Raw genomic sequence first — 17454 nt, forward strand, 5'->3', positions numbered from 1 at the left:
GACAGTTCCGGCGGTTGTTTTGGATCATGTTGGTGCTGGCAATTCCAGTGGTCGCGTTCAACCCGATGTTCGCCGACCTGTTGAGCTATCAATTACCTGACACGGCCTGGGTGCGGTGGGTGTCGCCGATCCTGGGCACAATCATCTATTTCTGGGGTGGCCGGCCTTTCTTGACGGGGGCCGTCTCCGAGATCCGGTCCCGACAACCCGGCATGATGCTGCTTATCGGGTTAGCAATCACGGTGGCCTTCATTGCCTCCTGGGGTGCGACCCTGGGCATCTTGGATTACGAGCTGAACTTCTGGTGGGAACTGGCGCTACTGGTGGTCATTATGTTGTTAGGCCACTGGATTGAAATGCGGTCCTTGGCCCAAACCACTTCCGCCTTAGACTCCCTGGCCGCCTTGCTGCCGGATGAAGCCGAGAAGGTCGACGGCGATGACGTTGTCACCGTCGCTCCGGCGGAGCTGGTCGTTGGAGATGTCGTCATTGTCCGTCCTGGATCTGCGGTCCCGGCCGATGGCCAGATCGTCGATGGTAGTGCCTCCATGGATGAATCCATGGTCACCGGGGAATCCAAAACCGTCCGACGCGGCCCGGACGACCACGTCGTGGCCGGTACTGTGGCCACGGATTCCGGGCTGCGGGTCAAAGTCACCGCCATTGGAGATGACACCGCGCTGGCGGGGATCCAGAAACTGGTCGCCGATGCCCAATCCTCCTCGTCCAAAGCCCAACGCATTGCCGACACCGCCGCCGGTTGGTTGTTCTGGTTCGCCTTCGGGGCTGCGGTAATTACTGCGCTGGTGTGGTCCATACTGGGTATGCCCGACGCCGCCGTAGTACGCACCATTACGGTGCTGGTCATTGCCTGCCCTCACGCCTTGGGCCTCGCAATTCCGTTGGTGGTATCGATTGCCACCGAGCGTGCGGCTCGTGGTGGGGTGTTGATCAAAGATCGCTTGGCACTGGAATCGATGCGCAACGTGGATTCGGTACTATTCGATAAAACCGGCACCCTGACCAAAGGTGAGCCCACCGTCACCGCTATCCACCCTGTGGGTGATCGGACCAAAGATGAGGTGTTAGCCTTGGCCGCTGCTGCTGAAACCGACAGCGAACACCCCTTAGCGCAGGCCATTGTCGGCGCGGCCCGGGCCCGCAACCTCGACGTACCTGGCACCAGTGATTTTTCATCTTCCCCAGCTGTGGGCGTCAAAGCAACGGTCAATGGCACGGTCATTGAAGTCGGTGGCCCTTACCTGTTAGAACAACACTCCCAAGATGAGATAGCGATTGCTGAGCGGTGGCGCGACGAAGGCGCGATCATTCTTCACGTGCTGGCCGATGGCCAAGTTATTGGCGCGTTGCGTCTAGCCGATGAAATCCGACCCGAATCCCGTGACACCGTGGATGCCCTGCATGCCCACGGCGTCCAGGTCGTGATGATCACCGGTGATGCCCAAGCCGTGGCCGAGACCGTGGCCGAAGAGCTGGGTATTGACCGAGTCTTTGCTGGGGTCCGGCCCGAAGATAAGGCCGCCAAGGTCGCAGAACTTCAAGCTGAAGGCCGCAAAGTGGCCATGGTCGGTGACGGGGTCAATGACGCGCCAGCTCTGGCTCAGGCCGATGTGGGCATCGCCATTGGTGCCGGCACCGATGTGGCCATCGGCTCGGCCGGGGTCATTCTGGCTTCCTCGGATCCCCGCTCGGTCTTATCCGTAATTGAGCTCTCCGAGGCCAGTTACCGGAAAATGAAACAGAACCTGTGGTGGGCTGCTGGCTACAATATCGCAGCCGTCCCCCTGGCCGCTGGAGTGCTGGCTCCGATCGGGTTCATGCTGCCGATGAGCGTGGGTGCAATTCTGATGTCGGCCTCCACCGTGGTAGTCGCCCTCAATGCCCAGCTGCTGCGCCGCTTGGATCTGACCCCGGCTGCCAGTGTTGCTAGGTCCCTGGACCGAACACCCGAAACCGTAGACGCCTAGCATGAGAAAATATTGTGACAACGCTGGTGCACGAAGAAAGCAGGCCCATGACCACCACCCCACATGCTGAACCCGCCGATCAGGGATATATCAGTGACAAAGACCGCTACCTGGCCCGATTGAAGCGCATTGAAGGCCAAGCCCGCGGGATTCATCGCATGATCGATGAAGAGAATTACTGCATAGATATCCTCACCCAAATCAGTTCCATCACCTCAGCTCTGAACAACGTCGCGCTGAGCCTTCTCGATGACCATATGCGCCACTGCGTCGTCCGTGCAGCTCAAACCGACGGGCCGGAAGCTGAAGAAAAACTCGCCGAAGCCGCCGACGCCATCGCCCGCCTCGTCCGCTCCTAAATCCTCAGGGCCAGACGCCCAACCTCCTGCGCCCATTGCGACTAATCGGGTTAAGTGACAAAAACCGGCGCCTTGGAAAAATGAAAACCAAGACGCCGGTTTGTTCACCATGTCGCGACTTAAATGTCAACGATGTCGCGACTGATGACATTTTGGGGTGGCTGACGGGGCTCGAACCCGCGACACCCAGGATCACAACCTGGTGCTCTACCAGCTGAACTACAGCCACCATCGCTGCGAATTGCAGCGGGTTTCTACATTAGTTCACGGAATCGGTTTTACAAAAACTGCTGGTACGCGGCGGTCGCGGCCTTGGTGCTCTCGCTCGCTTCAGAGGAGGAGGGGCCCGGGGCGGGGACGAACACGCTGCGGCGGTAGTAGTCGAGCTCGCGAATGGATTCGACGATGTCGGCCAGGGCGCGGTGCGCCATGCCCTTGTCCGGCTGGTTGTAGTAGGCCTTCGGGAACCAGCGGCGGGTGAGCTCCTTGACGGTGGAGACATCGATCATGCGGTAGTGCAGCGCCGCATCCAGGCGCGGCATCTGCGCGCGGATGAACATGCGGTCCGTGGCGATGGAATTGCCGGCCAGCGGGGGACGGTGCTCGCCGCAGTGCTTTTCGACGAGCCCCAGCACCGCTTCCTCCGCCTCCTCAATCGTGACGGTGGAGGCCTTGATCTGCTCGGTAAGCCCGGAGGAGCCGTGCATCTCGGTGACGAAGTCGTCCATCTCGGCGAGCTCAGCGTCGGTGGCGTGGACGACAAGGTCGATGCCGTCGTCGAGAATATTCAGCTCAGCATCGGTGACGAGGGTAGCGACCTCCACGATGACGTGGCGGTCGGGGTCCAGCCCCGTCATTTCCAAATCGACCCAGACAATGCGGTCGTCTTTTTCTGCCAGTGCTTCACTCATGGGGCCCACGCTAGCCCATCTTGGCGTAGAACCAGCCCATCACTGGTGCAAGCGCACCGCGGGGCGCATATGAGGAGACGAAGTCCATAGCCTTGGACAGCGGGCCGGGCGTGATGCGGCGGCGGTTCTTCTTCATCGCGTCGATGGTCTCGCGGGAGCAGGACTCGTAGGTGGTCCAGAGGAAATCGGGGACGACTTTGTCCACGATGGATTGCTCCTCTTCCGGAATGACAGCATCGCGCACCGGGCCCGGCGCGAGCAGGGTGCAGTGGACGCCGGTCTTCTTCAGCTCATAGTGCAGGGCCTCAGTGAACGCGTTGACGCCGGCCTTTGTGAGCACGTACGTGGCGTTATTCGGGATCGGCACATTGCCGGCCGCCGAACCGACATTGCACAGCGCACCCTCCCCGCGCGGGACCATCTGGTCGAGCACAGCTTTAGTGATGCGGAAGACGGCCGTGGCATTGAGGTTGAACTGGTTCGTCTCATAGGTCCAGTCCTGGTCCAAAAACGGCCCGAAGGAGGCAATTCCGGCGGAGTTGACGCAGATGGAGATGCGCTTTTCGTCGATAAGCGAAAGGAGCTTATCGACGTCGCCTGCTACCGACAGATCGTGCGCCGCCACGACGACATCGACGCCGTAGTCCTTCTTAAGCTCCTCTGCGAGCTGTGTCAGGACGTCTTCGCGGCGTGCGACGATGATGAGGTTGTGGCCTTCGGCGGCGAAATCGCGGGCCATGGCCTCGCCGATGCCTTGGCTCGCTCCGGTGACCAGTGCGTAGGAATCTCGTGCGGGGGAGGGGAAAGTCATGCCTGCGAGCCTACAGGTGCGCTGCGGGCTGCTCCCGGATTATTTGACTGAGAATACGTCGCCTGGCTGGCAGTCGAGTGCCCGGCAGATCGCGGCGAGGGTGGTGAACCGGACGGCTTTCGCGCGGTTATTTTTCAGAACGGAGAGGTTGACGGGGGTGATGCCCACTTGTTCGGCGAGAGCCGCGCCGGTGATTCCGCGTTCGGCCATTAGTTCGTCGAGGTGGCAGACCACCGTGGGTTCGGTATTCGGATTAGACAAGGCCGTCCACGTCCTCTTCGAGCTTGGCACCGCGGCGCAGGGCGGTTGCCAGTGCGGCGAGGACGCAGGCCAAAACAAGCGCCGGGGCCAAGTCGGAGAGCGGGGTCGTGGTGCCCGGATCCTGCCACCAGTCGATTCCCAGCTGCGTTGCGGCCCAGTTATTGGCCATGCCCTCCAGGCCGAGGCGTGCAATGAAGAAGACGAGGATGCTGATCCATGCGGCTGTGAGGCGACGCGAATTCTTCTCTGTGAAGAACTCTCCTTTCGACATGTCGCTGAATGTGTTGGTGACCAAGAACACTGCGGCGAGTATGCCAATGAACTTCAGTGTGAGCGCGACGGTGTAGAGGGTCTGCGGACCCGAATCGAGATCGGCGAAGTGCAGTCCGCCCGCGACTGCAGGGGAGAGGCGGGTGGAGATGATGCCGTGCGATGCCAGCGCGACGATCTCGGGGAGGATCCATGCCAATGTGATGGCGACGGTGAGCACATCGGCCCACGAAATATTCGTGCTCTTGTCCTTTTTCGGCGGGCGCGGCTGTGGTGCCGGGGTGGGGGAGTTGGTCGGGTTCGTTTCTTGTGTGTTCATGGCTTCGACCTTTCTTATCGACTTTCGATGTTGTCGTAATTCGATAATATCGCTATTCGATAAGCCGTCAAGACCGCGCACGAAAAATGCCGTCCCACAGAAGCGCGGGCGGCAGTGTTTGTGCTGGTGAAAGCTGGGTCGAAAAATTTCGGCGAAATTAGTTCCCCTCGGGGTGCCGGGGATCTCTCAGGCCCGAACCGTCCGGGGCGTGGGCCGGGTCGTGGCCGTATTCGACCTGTGCGTTGTTCTCGTCGACGAAGACGATGCGCGGGTTGTAGTCGCCCAGTTCCTCCTCGGAGTACTGGGCGTAGCCGATGATGATCACCAGGTCGCCCGGGCTGATCAGGTGCGCGGCCGCACCGTTGATCCCGATCACGCCGGTACCTGCCTCGCCCGTGATGGCGTAGGTGGTCAAACGGTTGCCGTTGTCAATGTCGACGATGTCGATCTGCTCGCCTTCGAGGAGGTCGGCTGCCTTCATGAGGTCGGCGTCGATCGTGCAGGACCCGACGTAGTGGAGATCTGCCTGGGTGACCGTGGCGCGGTGGATCTTGGACTTCAACATGGTGCGGAACACGGTTAAAAAGGCTACTCCACACGTAACTCGGGGCTATGCTCCCGCCTTGAAGTGGTTGATGTGGCAGTTCGGCCCCTCCGGCGGCTCCTCTGGGTCGTAGTCGTAGAGCCCGTCTTCGCCCTCCTCGCCAGCGGGGATTCCATGGGTTCGGGTGTATTCCTCCAGTGAGTAATCATCCACCACACATTGGAACCAATCCCGCATGTAGAGCGCCTGAATGGTCCGTGTCGGGTGGTTGCGGTCGACTTCCACGATCTGGCCGCGGTTGCCGCCGGCCACGCCTTTGACGTCGATGCAGAGATAACAGTCGGACCATGATCTAGCGAAGGGGATCCAGCTCGGGTAGTACCAGTCGTCGGAGGGGAATTCGGTGGCCATTGCGTCGATAAGCGCGCGCCATGTCTCTAGTGCTTCCTCGAGGCTGAGTAGCTGGACTGGGCCGATGATGTCTTCGCCGTTCGAGCCGTTGTGCCAGTGGTACAGCTCCACCAGCTCGGGAGGGAAATCTACCCCGGCTTTGCCCAGCACCGGTGAGTACGCGTTCACCGTGCGCTGGATATCGGCGAGCGCCATCCCGTCGCCTAAAGCCATGAACGCCGGCGGGTAGATCGTGCCCATGAGAAATTCGAGTTCGTTGAGAGTCGCAGTGATTGTGAAAATGCTGTTCATGGCCCTCATCGTAATTTCACGGGGCGTAGTTGGCGCACGTCAAATGTACATTGCAGTGCGCAATCGCGACCGATGACAAAGCGCGCCCCCAAGCAGTGTCTGAAGTCATGACATAGTTGACACGGCGTGCCTGGGACATCATTCCTGATGGTTGACAGGTCAGTCGCGACATGGTTGACACTTAGGGGACGGAAACATTCTGGGGTGATGGTTGACACCTCAGTCGCGACATCGTTGACACCTTCCGCTACCCCCGCGCGTCTGGTGCCGATGCGGGGATCAGTCGGGACATCGTTGACAAATGAACAGCCCGAACCGCAACCTCGCCATCGTCAAAGCCGTACGCCGGCAGGCTCTACAGCCTAGGAATCGGACGCGCCTACAGCGGTGAAGAAGTCCTGATGATCATCACCGACAACCACATCACAACATCACTAAAAGAAACCGGCGAACCCATCGCCGAGCACTACATCGACACATCCCGCAATTACCAAAAAGCCTACTGGCGAAAAGGCCAACCCCCACTGACCTAAAAACCAAAACCGGCGCCTTGGAAAAATAAAAACCAAGACACCGGTTTGTCCACCATGTCGCGACTGATCTGTCAACGATGTCCCGACTGATGACAAACGCGCCCCCAGCAGGACTCGAACCCGCGACCAGCCGGGTAGAAACCGGATGCTCTAATCCACTGAGCTATGGAGGCTTGCCCTTCTTTCGCACACGGTGGCGTGCGTTTTGGGCGGATCTCATCGTAACGTACGGGGGACGGCTTTCCATATTGCCCTCCATCGAAAGTAGGGTGATTGCCATGTCGGATAAGCAAGCAGTGAAGTCGGCGTGGCCGGTCTACCTCGCGGTGCTGGCGGTCGGCGCCGTGGTGGCCGGTGCGTTGTCGTTCAGTTTCGTGGGCGGTTCGCTCGCGGCGCTGGGCATCCCGGACCCGGGTCCGCTGACGACGGTGGGGCTGCCGGCGTTGCGTGGGGTGGCGTGGTTGCTCGCCGCGCTGGCGGCGGGCTCGTTCATGTTCTCGGGCTTCATGATCGCGCCGGACCGCGCAAAGCTTATCGACGCCACCCTCACCGTCGACGGCCATATCGCCGCCCGCACCGCGTCGTGGGCGAGCGCCGGTGTGGCGCTCATCGCCGTGGTGATGATTCCGCTGGTGCTCTCCGATGTCTCAGGCACCCCGCTGCCCGACGTCATGTTCTCCCCGCAGATGTGGGCGACCGCGCTGGAGCGGGTCGCGGAAGCGAAGATCTGGCTGATCGTGGGGCTGATCGCTGCCGTCGTGGCGGGTTTCGGTTTCGCGTGCAGGTCGTGGGCCTCGCAGGTCGCGCTATTCATCGGGTCGATCATCACCGTGATCCCGCTGGGCTTGTCTGGCCACTCCGCCTCGGGCGGCAACCACGATTACGGCACGAACTCCTACCTGTGGCACCTGGTGTTCATGCTGCTGTGGGTCGGCGGTCTCTTGGCGCTGATCGCCCATGGCCGCAGGCTTGGTCCGGAGATGCCGCGTGCGGTGCGCCGGTATTCGTCTGTGGCGTTGTTCGCATTCATCGCGCTGATGGTCTCCGGTGTGGTCAACGCCCTGATCCGCGTGCAGTTCTCTGACCTGACGTCCACCGCCTACGGCTGGACAGTGCTGCTTAAAGTGGTCGGGCTGGCCGTACTCGGTCTGCTCGGTTTCGCTCACCGCCAACTCACTATCCCGCAACTGGGGAAGAAGCCGGGGCTGTTTGTCCGCCTCGCGGTCGTCGAGACGCTCGTAATGGGTGCGGTCACGGGCGTGGCTGTCTCGATGGGCCGCACCCCGCCGCCGGCCCCGTTGGAGCCGGACCTGACGCCGATGCAGATCCAGATGGGCTACAACCTCCAAGTCGCGCCGACGGTGACCAACGTGTTCGGCATGTGGCGTTTTGAGGTCTTCTTCAGCGTCATCGCGATTCTGCTCGCCGCCTACTACCTGCACCTCGTGCGCCGCGTGGATGGCTGGAAGCACTCGCGCACCGCATGGTGGCTGGCCGGTTGTGCGACGACGGTCGTGACCATGTCGTCGGGCATCGGTATGTACATGCCGGCTAGCTTCTCCGTGCACATGGTCGTGCACATGATTCTCTCGATGGTGGTGCCCGTCTTCCTCGTGCTCGGCGCGCCGCTGACCTTGGTCAAAGAGGCGTACCCGGAAGGCGAATTCAATGCCCGCGCCTGGGTCGAAGCGTTTGAGGAATCCACCTTGCTCAAGGTGATGACGTACCCGCCGGTGTCCACGCTGCAATTCCTCGTGGTCTTCTACGTGCTCTACGTCTTCCCGTCGTTCTACGAATTCGCGGTCTCCGAGCACGCCGGCCACCTCATTATGAACATAGTGTTCCTGCTGTCCGGCTACTTCTACTTCTGGGATCTCATCGGGCCGGACTATGTGCCCAACCGGCGCTCCACCGTGATCCGTTTCGCGTGGTTCGTGTTCTCCATGCCCATCCACTTGTTCATGGGTGTGTACCTGATGCAGCTCAATTTCATTTTGGCGGAGACCTTTTACACGGAACTCGAACTTCCATGGAACCCGGATCTGCTGCGCGACCAAAAGGTCGGCGGCGGCATCGGCTGGGCGGCCGGCGGTTTCCCGATGGCGCTCGTCTTCGTCATCCTCCTTCTGGGCTGGCTTCGCGACGATCGCGCTGATGCCAGGGATATCGACCGCCGCGAAGACGAGTCCGACGACGAAGAATGGCGCGCGTACAACGAGATGCTCGCGCAGTATTCGGCGCGCTCCCAGCAGGGCTCAAACGGGGCCCGCTAGGGGAGGGACGGAACCTTCTGCCTGTGGATAACTTTCAGTTATCCACAGGTTCTTTTTTGCGTGCTCGCGCTCGTGCGAAAAGTGGGAAAAGCTTGAAGCGTCACCGCCTTATCGCAGGCAGGTGGCGTTTAGAACACACCGAGACAATTGGACAATTCTCACCACTGACACACCAGCGAAAGGTTCGAACCGACATGTCCCAACTTCCCATTACCCTGTCCGGCAATCTCACCGACGACCCGGTGATCAAGACTTTCGACACCGGTTCCACGCTCACGCGCATGCGCTTGGCTACTAGCCGTCGCGTCCGCACCGAGACCGAAGATGCCAACGGCAACGCCCAGTGGGCGGACACCGACCTGCTCTACATCGATGTCGAGTGTTGGGGGCAGCTCGCGGTGAACACCCACGTTTCTCTCACCAAGGGCATGCCTGTAGTCGTGATCGGCCGTCTCGTGTCCGATAAGTGGACCGATGCCGAGGGCAACTCCCGCTACAAGCACATCATCAAGGCCAACCAGATCGCGCTCGAGCTAACCCGCTTCCAGGCGTCGTCCCGCTCCACCAGCGTGCACAAGCACACCGTCGACGGCATGAATGACGTCGAGGAGACCACTCGCGACGACATCGTCGAAGCGCAGGGCACCACCAAGACCAATGCCGGCCAGACTCCGGCATCCTCGGCGCCAGCGACGGCTGCGGCTGCCAACGGCGTCATTGAGCGGGAGGGCACGGCCGAAGAGATGAGCTTCGTCGACCGCCAGCGCGAATCGGCCCAGGAGGAGCAGGCGAAGCAGGAGGCGCCGCCCGTGCCCGTCGGTTAAGGCAGAACCGGCGTGGAGCCGCCCCGGTTAGTCGCGTTTGAAACCACCTTGCAAAACCGCAGGTGAAATGTTGCTCATGTTTCTGGTGGGATCCGAAACTCAAACGGGACTAACCGGATCGAGTGGGCGGGCCCGAAACCGCCCGAAACCGCATTGAAACCGCCGCGAAATCGCAATGAAACCCCAGGCGAACCCACCGCCACAGAAGCACTGTCGCTTTCACGCGCGCACTTCCACGCCTCGGCGCGGGGTGCGCGCTGCGCTGCGCGGTGCTGTGTGACTGCGCTGTCACTGAGCGGTTCCGGGGCTGGCTGTGTGATGTACCCTTTGTGGTGATTTACGTTGTTCCACCTACACGGATGTAAAGGGGTCTTAAGTGGCCGAGTTCATCTACACGATGAAAAATGTTCGCAGGGCCGTCGGTGACAAGGTCATTTTGGACAATGTCACGATGGCTTTCTACCCGGGCGCCAAGATCGGTGTCGTCGGTCCGAACGGCGCGGGTAAGTCCTCGCTGCTGAAGATCATGGCGGGTATTGACCAGCCGAATAACGGCGAGGCATTCCTCGACCCGGGCGCGACTGTAGGCATCCTGCTCCAGGAGCCGCCGTTGAACGAGGAGAAGACGGTCCGCGAGAATGTCGAAGAGGGCCTGGGCGACATCTTCGAGAAGAAGCAGCGCTTCGAGGAGATCGCCACCGAGATGGCCACGAATTACTCCGACGAGCTCATGGAGGAAATGGGCAAGCTGCAGGAGGAGCTCGATGCGGCTGACGCGTGGGAGGTCGATTCCAAGATCGAGCAGGCGATGGAAGCGCTCCGCTGCCCGCCGTCGGACTCGCCGGTAACCAACCTCTCCGGTGGTGAGCGCCGCCGCGTGGCCTTGGCCAAGCTGCTCCTTACGCAGCCGGACCTGCTGCTTCTCGACGAGCCGACGAACCACCTCGACGCCGAATCCGTCCTGTGGCTGGAGAAGCACCTGCAGGACTACCCGGGTGCTGTCCTGGCCGTGACACACGACCGCTACTTCCTCGACCACGTCGCGGAGTGGATCTGCGAGGTCGACCGTGGCAAGCTCTACCCGTACGAGGGCAACTACTCCACCTACCTGGAGAAGAAGGCCGAGCGTCTGGAGATCGCCGGCAAGAAGGACCAGAAGCTGCAGAAGCGCCTGAAGGGCGAGCTGGAGTGGGTCCGCTCCTCGCCGAAGGCACGCCAGGCGAAGAATAAGGCGCGTCTGGAGCGCTACGAGGAGATGGCAGCCGAGGCGGAGCAGTACCGCAAGCTCGACTTCGAGGAAATCCAGATCCCGACCCCGCCGCGTTTGGGCAACAAGGTCGTCGAGGTCAAGGACCTGAACAAGGGCTTCGACGGTCGCACCCTGATCAAGGACCTGTCGTTCACGCTGCCGCGCAACGGCATCGTCGGCGTCATCGGTCCGAACGGTGTGGGTAAGTCGACGCTGTTCAAGACGATCGTGGGCTTCGAGGAGCCGGATTCCGGCTCGGTCGAGGTCGGCGAGACCGTCCAGATCTCCTATGTGGACCAGAACCGCGAGAACATCGATCCGGAACAGACTGTGTGGGAGGTCGTCTCCGACGGCCTGGATTACATTCACGTTGGCCAGAACGAGATGCCGTCCCGCGCGTACCTGTCCGCGTTCGGCTTCAAGGGTCCGGACCAGCAGAAGCCGTCCAAGGTTCTCTCCGGTGGTGAGCGCAACCGCCTGAACCTGGCTCTGACACTCAAGCAGGGCGGAAACCTGATCCTCCTCGACGAGCCGACCAACGACCTCGATGTCGAAACCCTGGGCTCTTTGGAGAATGCGCTGCAGAAATTCCCGGGTTGCGCCGTGGTCATTTCGCACGATCGCTGGTTCCTTGACCGAACTTGCACACACATCCTCGCCTGGGAGGGCAATATTGAGGAAGGCAAGTGGTTCTGGTTCGAAGGTAACTTCGGCGACTACGAGGCCAACAAGGTGGAGCGTCTCGGCGAAGAAGCCGCCAAGCCGTCCCGCGTCACGCACCGCAAGCTGACGCGCTAATCCACGCAGCTCACCCACCCGCGCACCCACGATCGCGCGGGTGGACTCGCTTTGAGAGAAAGGATCCACGGACTCATGGCTGACAACGCCCCGAACAATATCCAGCACATCACGCTGCGCTGGAATGATTTCGACCGCTACGACCACCTGAATAACTGCAAGTTCCTGGATATTTCCCAGGAGGCGCGCATCGCGTTCATGCGTGAGAATTTCGCAGACCGCGACCAGGAATTCGGGGTGTTCGTCCGCCACGTGGAGATCGATTACCTGCGCCCGGTCATGGCGGACACCACCGCGGTCGAGGTGGAGACGACGGTGACGGAGATCGGCAACACGTCGTTCAAGACGCGCCAGGATCTCAAGGACCGCCAGGGCCGCGTGTGCGGCGTGGTCAACACGGTGCTGGTCGCCGTGGATCTGACCACAGCATCCCCGCGCGAGATCACGCAGGCAGAGCGCGGCATTTTGAACGCTGGCTCCGGCGAGTCCGACAACTAGTGGCCACCGAGACGCTCACGATCGAGTCGGGGGCCGCCGGGCTCAAGGCGCTCGTCGAGCGTGCGCTTCATCTCGAAGCAACAGGTTCAGCACGCTTATCGACGCTTACTGCCACCCCCACCCCCTCCGTCGACGTATACGTGACCACTCCGTTCAGTTGTGTGGCCTCGCGCCGGGTGGCGGGGCAGGCCTCCCGCGACGGGGCAGTGGTGTCGCTGCAGGATCTGCGTGATGCGCTCGCCGGTGTGCCCGACATCCGTTCCGGCTCCAGCAACGGAACGCTGGAGATCGGCCCTGCCCGCGACGCGAATTGGCTCGGCGCACTGCCCCCGAAAACAGGCTATGTACAACGCGATATCGTGCCAGTCAATGTCGTACGCGACCTCGCCGACCAGGGCCGCCGCCTTGCCCGACAGTTCTCGGGGCCGATGGGCCCGCCGCGCTCGCTGCTCGAGCAGATCGTTCTTACCGCCGACACTGAAAAGACCGCCGGCAGCCCCGTCGACGTGCCGATGCGCATGATCTTCACGTGCACCTCGCTCGGCCTCATTCCGGGGCCTGCCGCTCCCGTGGAGATCCCGCGCCACCTGCGCATCTCTACCGCCGGGCGGTGGATCCGCCTCGATGCGCCGTTCGGCAGCGTCTACTACACCTCCGGCGGGATCAACCTCTTCGGTTGACCCTTTACCTGTTCGGTTAGCCCTTTGCCTGTTCGGTTAACCTTTTACCTGTTCGGTTAACCCCTTAACCGAACAGTTGCGTCAGGTGTTCCGACCCGAATTTCCGTGTCGGGTCCATCTGCTCGCGCAGGGTGCAGAATTCGTCGAAACGCGGGTACATCTCCGCGAAATCCTCCCGGCCGAGATTGTGCATCTTGCCCCAGTGAGGGCGCCCGTCCGCCGCTTTGAGAATGTCCTGGATAGCGGGGAAGAACTCGTGCGGATTCATCGTCCGCGGCACGTGGAAGGCGATGTACATCGACTCCCGCCCAGTGGAAGTGGATAGCGCCACATCGTCGGCGGCCGTGGTGCGCAGCTCCAGGGGAAAGGGGATGAGCCAGTTGCGGCGGTCCAGCTCCCGGCGGATCTCGCGCACGGCCTCCGGGCCGGCATCAAGGGGGACGGCAAATTCAGTTTCGTGGAAGCGCACCCGGCGCGGGGTGGCGAAGACGTCGTGCGCGCGGGAGCGGTAGCGGTTCGCCGCCATGGCGCCCGCGGCCACATTATTTAGCATGGGGGTCGTCTTCGGGACTGCCTTCGCGATAGCCAAAGCCGTGGCGAAGGCACCGTTGCCGATCAAGTCGTCCTCGATGAACCGGGTGATCCGCCCGCGCACCTTGGGCTCCCCGCCAGGTGCCGGAGCGCCGGGCGCCAGACGGGTATTGGACTTCACCATCGCGCGGTCAGTGTGCGGGAACCAGAATGCCTCGTAGTGATCGACGGCGCGGGAGTGTTCCTCCCAGGAATCGAGCACCGCATCGAGGCTTTCCGCCCCTTCTTCCGCGAGCAGGTCAAAGGCGTCGACACACTGCATTTCCACCTCGACGATGACACCCAATGCGCCCAGCGAGACGGTCACCAAACGAAGCAAGTCCGGATCGGTGTCGATGGAGTAGTCGCGGCGCTCACCGGAGGCGTCGATAAGCGAAATGCCCGTGACTGTGCCCGCGAACCCCGTCCACTCGATGCCTGTGCCGTGCGTCGATGTCGAGATCGCGCCGGCGACGGACTGGACATCGATGTCGCCCTGGTTCGCGAGCGCGAGCCCGAATGGCTGGAGGTATTCCGGAATGCGGTGCAGGCGCGTGCCGGCGAGGAAGCGCACGCGTTTCGTTTCCGTGTCGACGCGGATGATGCCCGCGAGCTTGTCCAGGCTGATCATCGCTTGAGTGCCCGCGGCGACCGGCGTGAATGAGTGGCCGCCGCCGACCGTGCGCACCGACTGGCCCGCGGGAAGCGTGCGCACGATGTGCTGCACTTCTTCGACGGTGGCGGGGTAGTAGAACGCGCTCGGCGAGGTGCTCACTGACCCCGACCAGTTGGTGAAGCTCTGGCCGGTGCGTACCTCAGTTTTGCTGATCGTGAATGTCATCGCAGTGTCCACCCATTTCCTCTGTATGTGTCCCACATTTCTGCTGTCCCGTCTGGGGCGACGGCGACGATTCCGTCGACGTGCTCCGTCATCTCCCCGGCTTTCGCATGGCGGAACCACACGAGGTCGCCGACGCTCACGCTGTCCGCGCCCGGCCCGTGGAGCGGGGTCTGCACCTCGCCCGCGCCCTCCGTTGCGGAATATTTCAGTCCGCCGGGGTGCACGGCCACGGGCACGCGGTCCGCGGCGGGCGGGCCGGAGGCGATCCAGCCGCCCGAATTCACCGTCGCCCAGCCCTTCGCCGGGATGCGCGAGACCTGGCAGATGAAGAATGCGGCGGCGCGGTGGTTGACGGTGGCGAAATTGTCGAAGATGACGGGGGTGTAGAAGCCTGAGCCGGCCGCGAGTTCCGTCAACGTGCCTTCGTCCGCGCTCACGTCTAGCGATCCGGTGCCGCCGCCGTTGACGAATTCCAGGTCCGCGAATCCGCGCGCCGCCTCGATACACGCTTTGCGGCGCGGCGCCAGCTGCTCCATCGAGGTGCGCCGCAGCCACCGCTTCACGGAGCCCGCCACGCCCGATTCCGCATCAGCGACCGACGCGACCTGCCCCTCGTACGCCATGACGCCGACAAGACGCAGGCATCGCTTCTCGACGATCCCCCTCGCCAGCTCCTCCACCTGCTCCGGCGTGCGCACCGGGGAGCGCCGTGGCCCGATGACCGCGCCGGGCAGGTGCAACGTGCAGTCCAGATCGATGGCCACCCGCACGGGCCCCGCGCCCTGCGCCGCCGCCTCGATCAGCTCGAGGTGTGCGGTGCAGTCCACCATCACCGTGATGGTCTCGCGCAATTTCTGGTCCGCCGCGAGTTCCCTCAGCGCCGCCGTGTTCACGCAGGGGTAGGCCACGACGATGTCGTCGAAGCCCTCCTGCGCCAGGTGGATGGCCTCCGGCACGCTGTAGGCCAAGATGCCCTGAAATCCGTCGTGGTCCAGCGCCCGCCTCAGTGCTGCCACACTGCGCAGCGATTTCGACGCCACTCGGATGGGCAACCCCCGCGACCTGCCGATCATCTGCTCGGCATTGTGGTCGAATGCGGCGATATCCACGGCAGCGCATGGCGCCGCGATCTGCCCGCTTGTCACGAGAGGTGGCACGACCGCGAGCAGTGTCTGTGAAGGACTGATGACCGTAGATGGCATGACGCCATCGTAGTTTCACAAAACTAAATATGTGGGCGTTTTCACATTTTCGCTTTGTGTGAAGCTCCGCGCCGTTACATCAAATTACCGCTCTGTGGTCGCATTCCCGGATGGTCTTCCGGCTGGTTGATCAACATGTAGGCGACCCGCTGCATGTGGTTCCACAGTGCGTGGCGCTGGGCTGGCAGCAGCTCGTCCTCGGTGAACTGGTCGAGTGAATTCTCCATCAGCTCCAGCCAGCGCTCCGCCTCTTTCATGCCGATTTTGAAAGGGAAGTGGCGCCGGCGCAGCATCGGTGCCCCGCGTCGCTCGGAGAAAGTCTGTGGCCCGCCCCAGTACTGCACGAGGAACCACCGGAGCCGGTCTTCCGCTCCTGCGAAGTCGCCTTCGGGGTACATGGGGCCGAGGAGATCGTCGTCAGGCACTTGCTTGTAGAAGCCTCTGACAAGCCGGCGGAAGAAGTCCTCCCCGAGTGCCTCGTACATCGTCTGAGCATTTTGGTCCATCGGTCCCAATCCTACGCTGCCGCCCTCGGCGCGGTCATGAATGTAAAACCCGAACTGTCTGATCAAAATGGACCGCTTGGTCTATTGTGCCTAACAAGATCAGAAAGGATTGTGATGTCTGCCGGATTCAACACCGATTCCATTCACGCCGGGTACGAGCCGGACTCCCTTTACGGGCCGATCAACACCCCGATCTACGCGTCGACCACCTTCGCGCAGGACGATCTGGCGGTGACCCGCAACGGCTACGAATACACCCGCGTGGGCAACCCGACCATCACGGCGCTGGAGAAGACCGTCGCCGCGCTGGAGAAAGCCGACTACGGTGTGGCATTCTCCTCAGGCATGGCGGCTGTGGATTCGCTGCTGCGCATCCTGCTCAAACCCGGCGACCACATCGTCATCGGCAACGACGCCTACGGCGGCACCTACCGCCTTATCCAGCAGATCTTCTCCCAGTGGGGGATCGAGAACACCCCGGTGGATATCACGAACACCGACGAGGTCGCCGCCGCGATTCAGGACAACACCAAGGTCGTCTGGGTGGAGACACCGACCAACCCGCTGCTGTCCATCGCCGACATTCAGGCGCTCGCCGCGGTCAAGGGCGATGCCACCTTGGTCGTCGACAACACCTTCGCCTCCCCGTACCTGCAGCAGCCGCTGGAGCTCGGTGCCGACGTGGTGCTGCACTCGACGACCAAGTACATCGGCGGCCACTCCGACGTCGTCGGCGGTGTCGTGGTCGGCCGCAGCACCACAGAAGGGCACGAGGGCGTCTCGGCGATCACCGCGGGCAGCTTCGATGCGTTGAATAACCTGGAGGAGCAGCTCCGCTTCTTCTTCGGCTGGGTCGGCGCGATTCCCTCTCCTTTCGACACCTACCTCACCGGCCGCGGCCTGAAGACCCTCGGCGTACGCATGGACAAGCACTGCGATAATGCCGAGGCCGTGGCTAACCACCTGAATGCCTCCGACAAAGTCGACCGCGTCTATTACCCGGGGCTTGCGGACCACCCGGGACACGACATCGCCGCCCGTCAGATGCGCCGCTTCGGCGGCATGGTCTCTGTCGCCTTCCATACCGCCGAGCAGGCCATCACGTTCTGCCGCTCCACCAAGCTGTTCTGCTTGGCCGAGTCCCTCGGCGGCGTCGAGAGCCTGCTCGAGCACCCGGCCACCATGACCCACGTCTCCGTGGCCGGTTCCGCCCTCGAAGTCCCGCCGGCGCTGGTGCGCATCTCCGTCGGCATCGAGGACGAAGCTGACCTCATCGCCGATCTGGAGCAGGCGCTCGCGAAGCTCTGATCGGGCC

17 protein-coding genes, 2 tRNA genes and 1 pseudogene are annotated in these 17454 nt (G+C 62.3%); 9 read left to right on the forward strand and 11 right to left on the reverse strand.

Annotation, left to right across the window (positions count from 1 at the left end):
* Nucleotides 1-26: 26 nt before the first annotated feature.
* Both ACUY2Y_RS01650 and ACUY2Y_RS01655 read left to right on the forward strand, forming a co-directional pair.
* Nucleotides 27-1988 carry a heavy metal translocating P-type ATPase gene (locus ACUY2Y_RS01650; RefSeq protein WP_448324537.1) on the forward strand — a complete coding sequence of 654 codons (1962 nt, stop codon included), beginning with the start codon at nt 27-29 and terminating at the stop codon, nt 1986-1988.
* A 47-nt stretch (nt 1989-2035) separates the two neighbouring features.
* A complete protein-coding gene (locus tag ACUY2Y_RS01655; protein WP_448324538.1) occupies nt 2036-2347 on the forward strand; it encodes a metal-sensitive transcriptional regulator in 312 nt (103 codons plus the stop codon).
* 153 nt (nt 2348-2500) lie between these two features.
* On the opposite strand, the gene ACUY2Y_RS01660 is transcribed toward ACUY2Y_RS01655, so the two are convergent.
* The 7 genes from ACUY2Y_RS01660 to ACUY2Y_RS01690 form a co-directional block, all read right to left on the reverse strand.
* Nucleotides 2501-2576 (reverse strand) — tRNA-His (locus ACUY2Y_RS01660).
* A gap of 49 nt (nt 2577-2625) precedes the next feature.
* A complete protein-coding gene (gene orn, locus ACUY2Y_RS01665) occupies nt 2626-3258 on the reverse strand; it encodes an oligoribonuclease (RefSeq protein ID WP_448324539.1) in 633 nt (210 codons plus the stop codon).
* A 10-nt stretch (nt 3259-3268) separates the two neighbouring features.
* Nucleotides 3269-4069, reverse strand: coding sequence for a mycolate reductase (gene cmrA, locus ACUY2Y_RS01670; RefSeq protein ID WP_448324540.1), 801 nt, complete (start codon nt 4067-4069; stop codon nt 3269-3271).
* A 39-nt stretch (nt 4070-4108) separates the two neighbouring features.
* Nucleotides 4109-4303: a helix-turn-helix domain-containing protein gene (locus ACUY2Y_RS01675; protein ID WP_448324702.1), complete on the reverse strand. Its 195-nt coding sequence runs from the start codon at nt 4301-4303 to the stop codon at nt 4109-4111.
* Between the two features lie 19 nt (nt 4304-4322).
* Nucleotides 4323-4919, reverse strand: coding sequence for a DUF2975 domain-containing protein (locus ACUY2Y_RS01680; protein ID WP_448324541.1), 597 nt, complete (start codon nt 4917-4919; stop codon nt 4323-4325).
* A 157-nt stretch (nt 4920-5076) separates the two neighbouring features.
* Nucleotides 5077-5496 carry an aspartate 1-decarboxylase gene (panD, locus tag ACUY2Y_RS01685; protein WP_448324542.1) on the reverse strand — a complete coding sequence of 140 codons (420 nt, stop codon included), beginning with the start codon at nt 5494-5496 and terminating at the stop codon, nt 5077-5079.
* 33 nt (nt 5497-5529) lie between these two features.
* On the reverse strand, nt 5530-6165 hold the full coding sequence (locus ACUY2Y_RS01690) for an SMI1/KNR4 family protein (protein WP_448324543.1): 636 nt from the start codon (nt 6163-6165) through the stop codon (nt 5530-5532).
* A gap of 341 nt (nt 6166-6506) precedes the next feature.
* Here ACUY2Y_RS01690 and ACUY2Y_RS01695 point away from each other — a divergent pair.
* A pseudogene (locus ACUY2Y_RS01695) lies at nt 6507-6698 on the forward strand (IS481 family transposase); the annotation flags it as partial.
* A 99-nt stretch (nt 6699-6797) separates the two neighbouring features.
* On the opposite strand, the gene ACUY2Y_RS01700 reads toward ACUY2Y_RS01695, so the two are convergent.
* Nucleotides 6798-6871, reverse strand: a tRNA-Arg gene (locus tag ACUY2Y_RS01700).
* A gap of 105 nt (nt 6872-6976) precedes the next feature.
* On the opposite strand from ACUY2Y_RS01700, the gene ACUY2Y_RS01705 reads away from it, so the two are divergent.
* From ACUY2Y_RS01705 to ACUY2Y_RS01725, 5 genes are all read left to right on the forward strand, one after another.
* The gene (locus tag ACUY2Y_RS01705) at nt 6977-8971 is read left to right on the forward strand and encodes a bifunctional copper resistance protein CopD/cytochrome c oxidase assembly protein (protein ID WP_448324544.1); all 1995 of its coding nucleotides are present in this window, start codon (nt 6977-6979) and stop codon (nt 8969-8971) included.
* A 194-nt stretch (nt 8972-9165) separates the two neighbouring features.
* Nucleotides 9166-9795: a single-stranded DNA-binding protein gene (locus tag ACUY2Y_RS01710; RefSeq protein ID WP_448324545.1), complete on the forward strand. Its 630-nt coding sequence runs from the start codon at nt 9166-9168 to the stop codon at nt 9793-9795.
* A gap of 376 nt (nt 9796-10171) precedes the next feature.
* Nucleotides 10172-11842, forward strand: a complete 1671-nt coding sequence (gene ettA / locus ACUY2Y_RS01715) for an energy-dependent translational throttle protein EttA (protein ID WP_210572350.1) — start codon at nt 10172-10174, stop codon at nt 11840-11842.
* Nucleotides 11843-11917: 75 nt separating this feature from the next.
* A complete protein-coding gene (locus ACUY2Y_RS01720) occupies nt 11918-12340 on the forward strand; it encodes an acyl-CoA thioesterase (RefSeq protein ID WP_210572352.1) in 423 nt (140 codons plus the stop codon).
* Nucleotides 12340-13020 carry a hypothetical protein gene (locus ACUY2Y_RS01725; protein ID WP_448324546.1) on the forward strand — a complete coding sequence of 227 codons (681 nt, stop codon included), beginning with the start codon at nt 12340-12342 and terminating at the stop codon, nt 13018-13020. Before ACUY2Y_RS01720 ends, ACUY2Y_RS01725 begins: the two co-directional genes overlap by 1 nt.
* A gap of 64 nt (nt 13021-13084) precedes the next feature.
* Here ACUY2Y_RS01725 and ACUY2Y_RS01730 read toward each other — a convergent pair whose 3' ends face one another.
* The 3 genes from ACUY2Y_RS01730 to ACUY2Y_RS01740 form a co-directional block, all read right to left on the reverse strand.
* Nucleotides 13085-14431: a D-arabinono-1,4-lactone oxidase gene (locus ACUY2Y_RS01730; RefSeq protein WP_448324547.1), complete on the reverse strand. Its 1347-nt coding sequence runs from the start codon at nt 14429-14431 to the stop codon at nt 13085-13087.
* Nucleotides 14428-15633 carry an alanine racemase gene (locus ACUY2Y_RS01735; protein ID WP_448324548.1) on the reverse strand — a complete coding sequence of 402 codons (1206 nt, stop codon included), beginning with the start codon at nt 15631-15633 and terminating at the stop codon, nt 14428-14430. The genes ACUY2Y_RS01730 and ACUY2Y_RS01735 overlap by 4 nt, the downstream gene beginning before the upstream one ends.
* Nucleotides 15634-15707: 74 nt before the next feature.
* Nucleotides 15708-16139, reverse strand: coding sequence for a globin (locus ACUY2Y_RS01740; protein ID WP_448324549.1), 432 nt, complete (start codon nt 16137-16139; stop codon nt 15708-15710).
* Between the two features lie 114 nt (nt 16140-16253).
* On the opposite strand from ACUY2Y_RS01740, the gene ACUY2Y_RS01745 reads away from it, so the two are divergent.
* Nucleotides 16254-17447 (forward strand): cystathionine gamma-synthase, encoded by a 1194-nt coding sequence (locus ACUY2Y_RS01745; protein WP_448324550.1) that lies wholly within the window; start codon nt 16254-16256, stop codon nt 17445-17447.
* The last annotated feature ends 7 nt before the right edge of the window (nt 17448-17454 follow it).

Source organism: Corynebacterium sp. 20-84 (genome assembly GCF_053479455.1).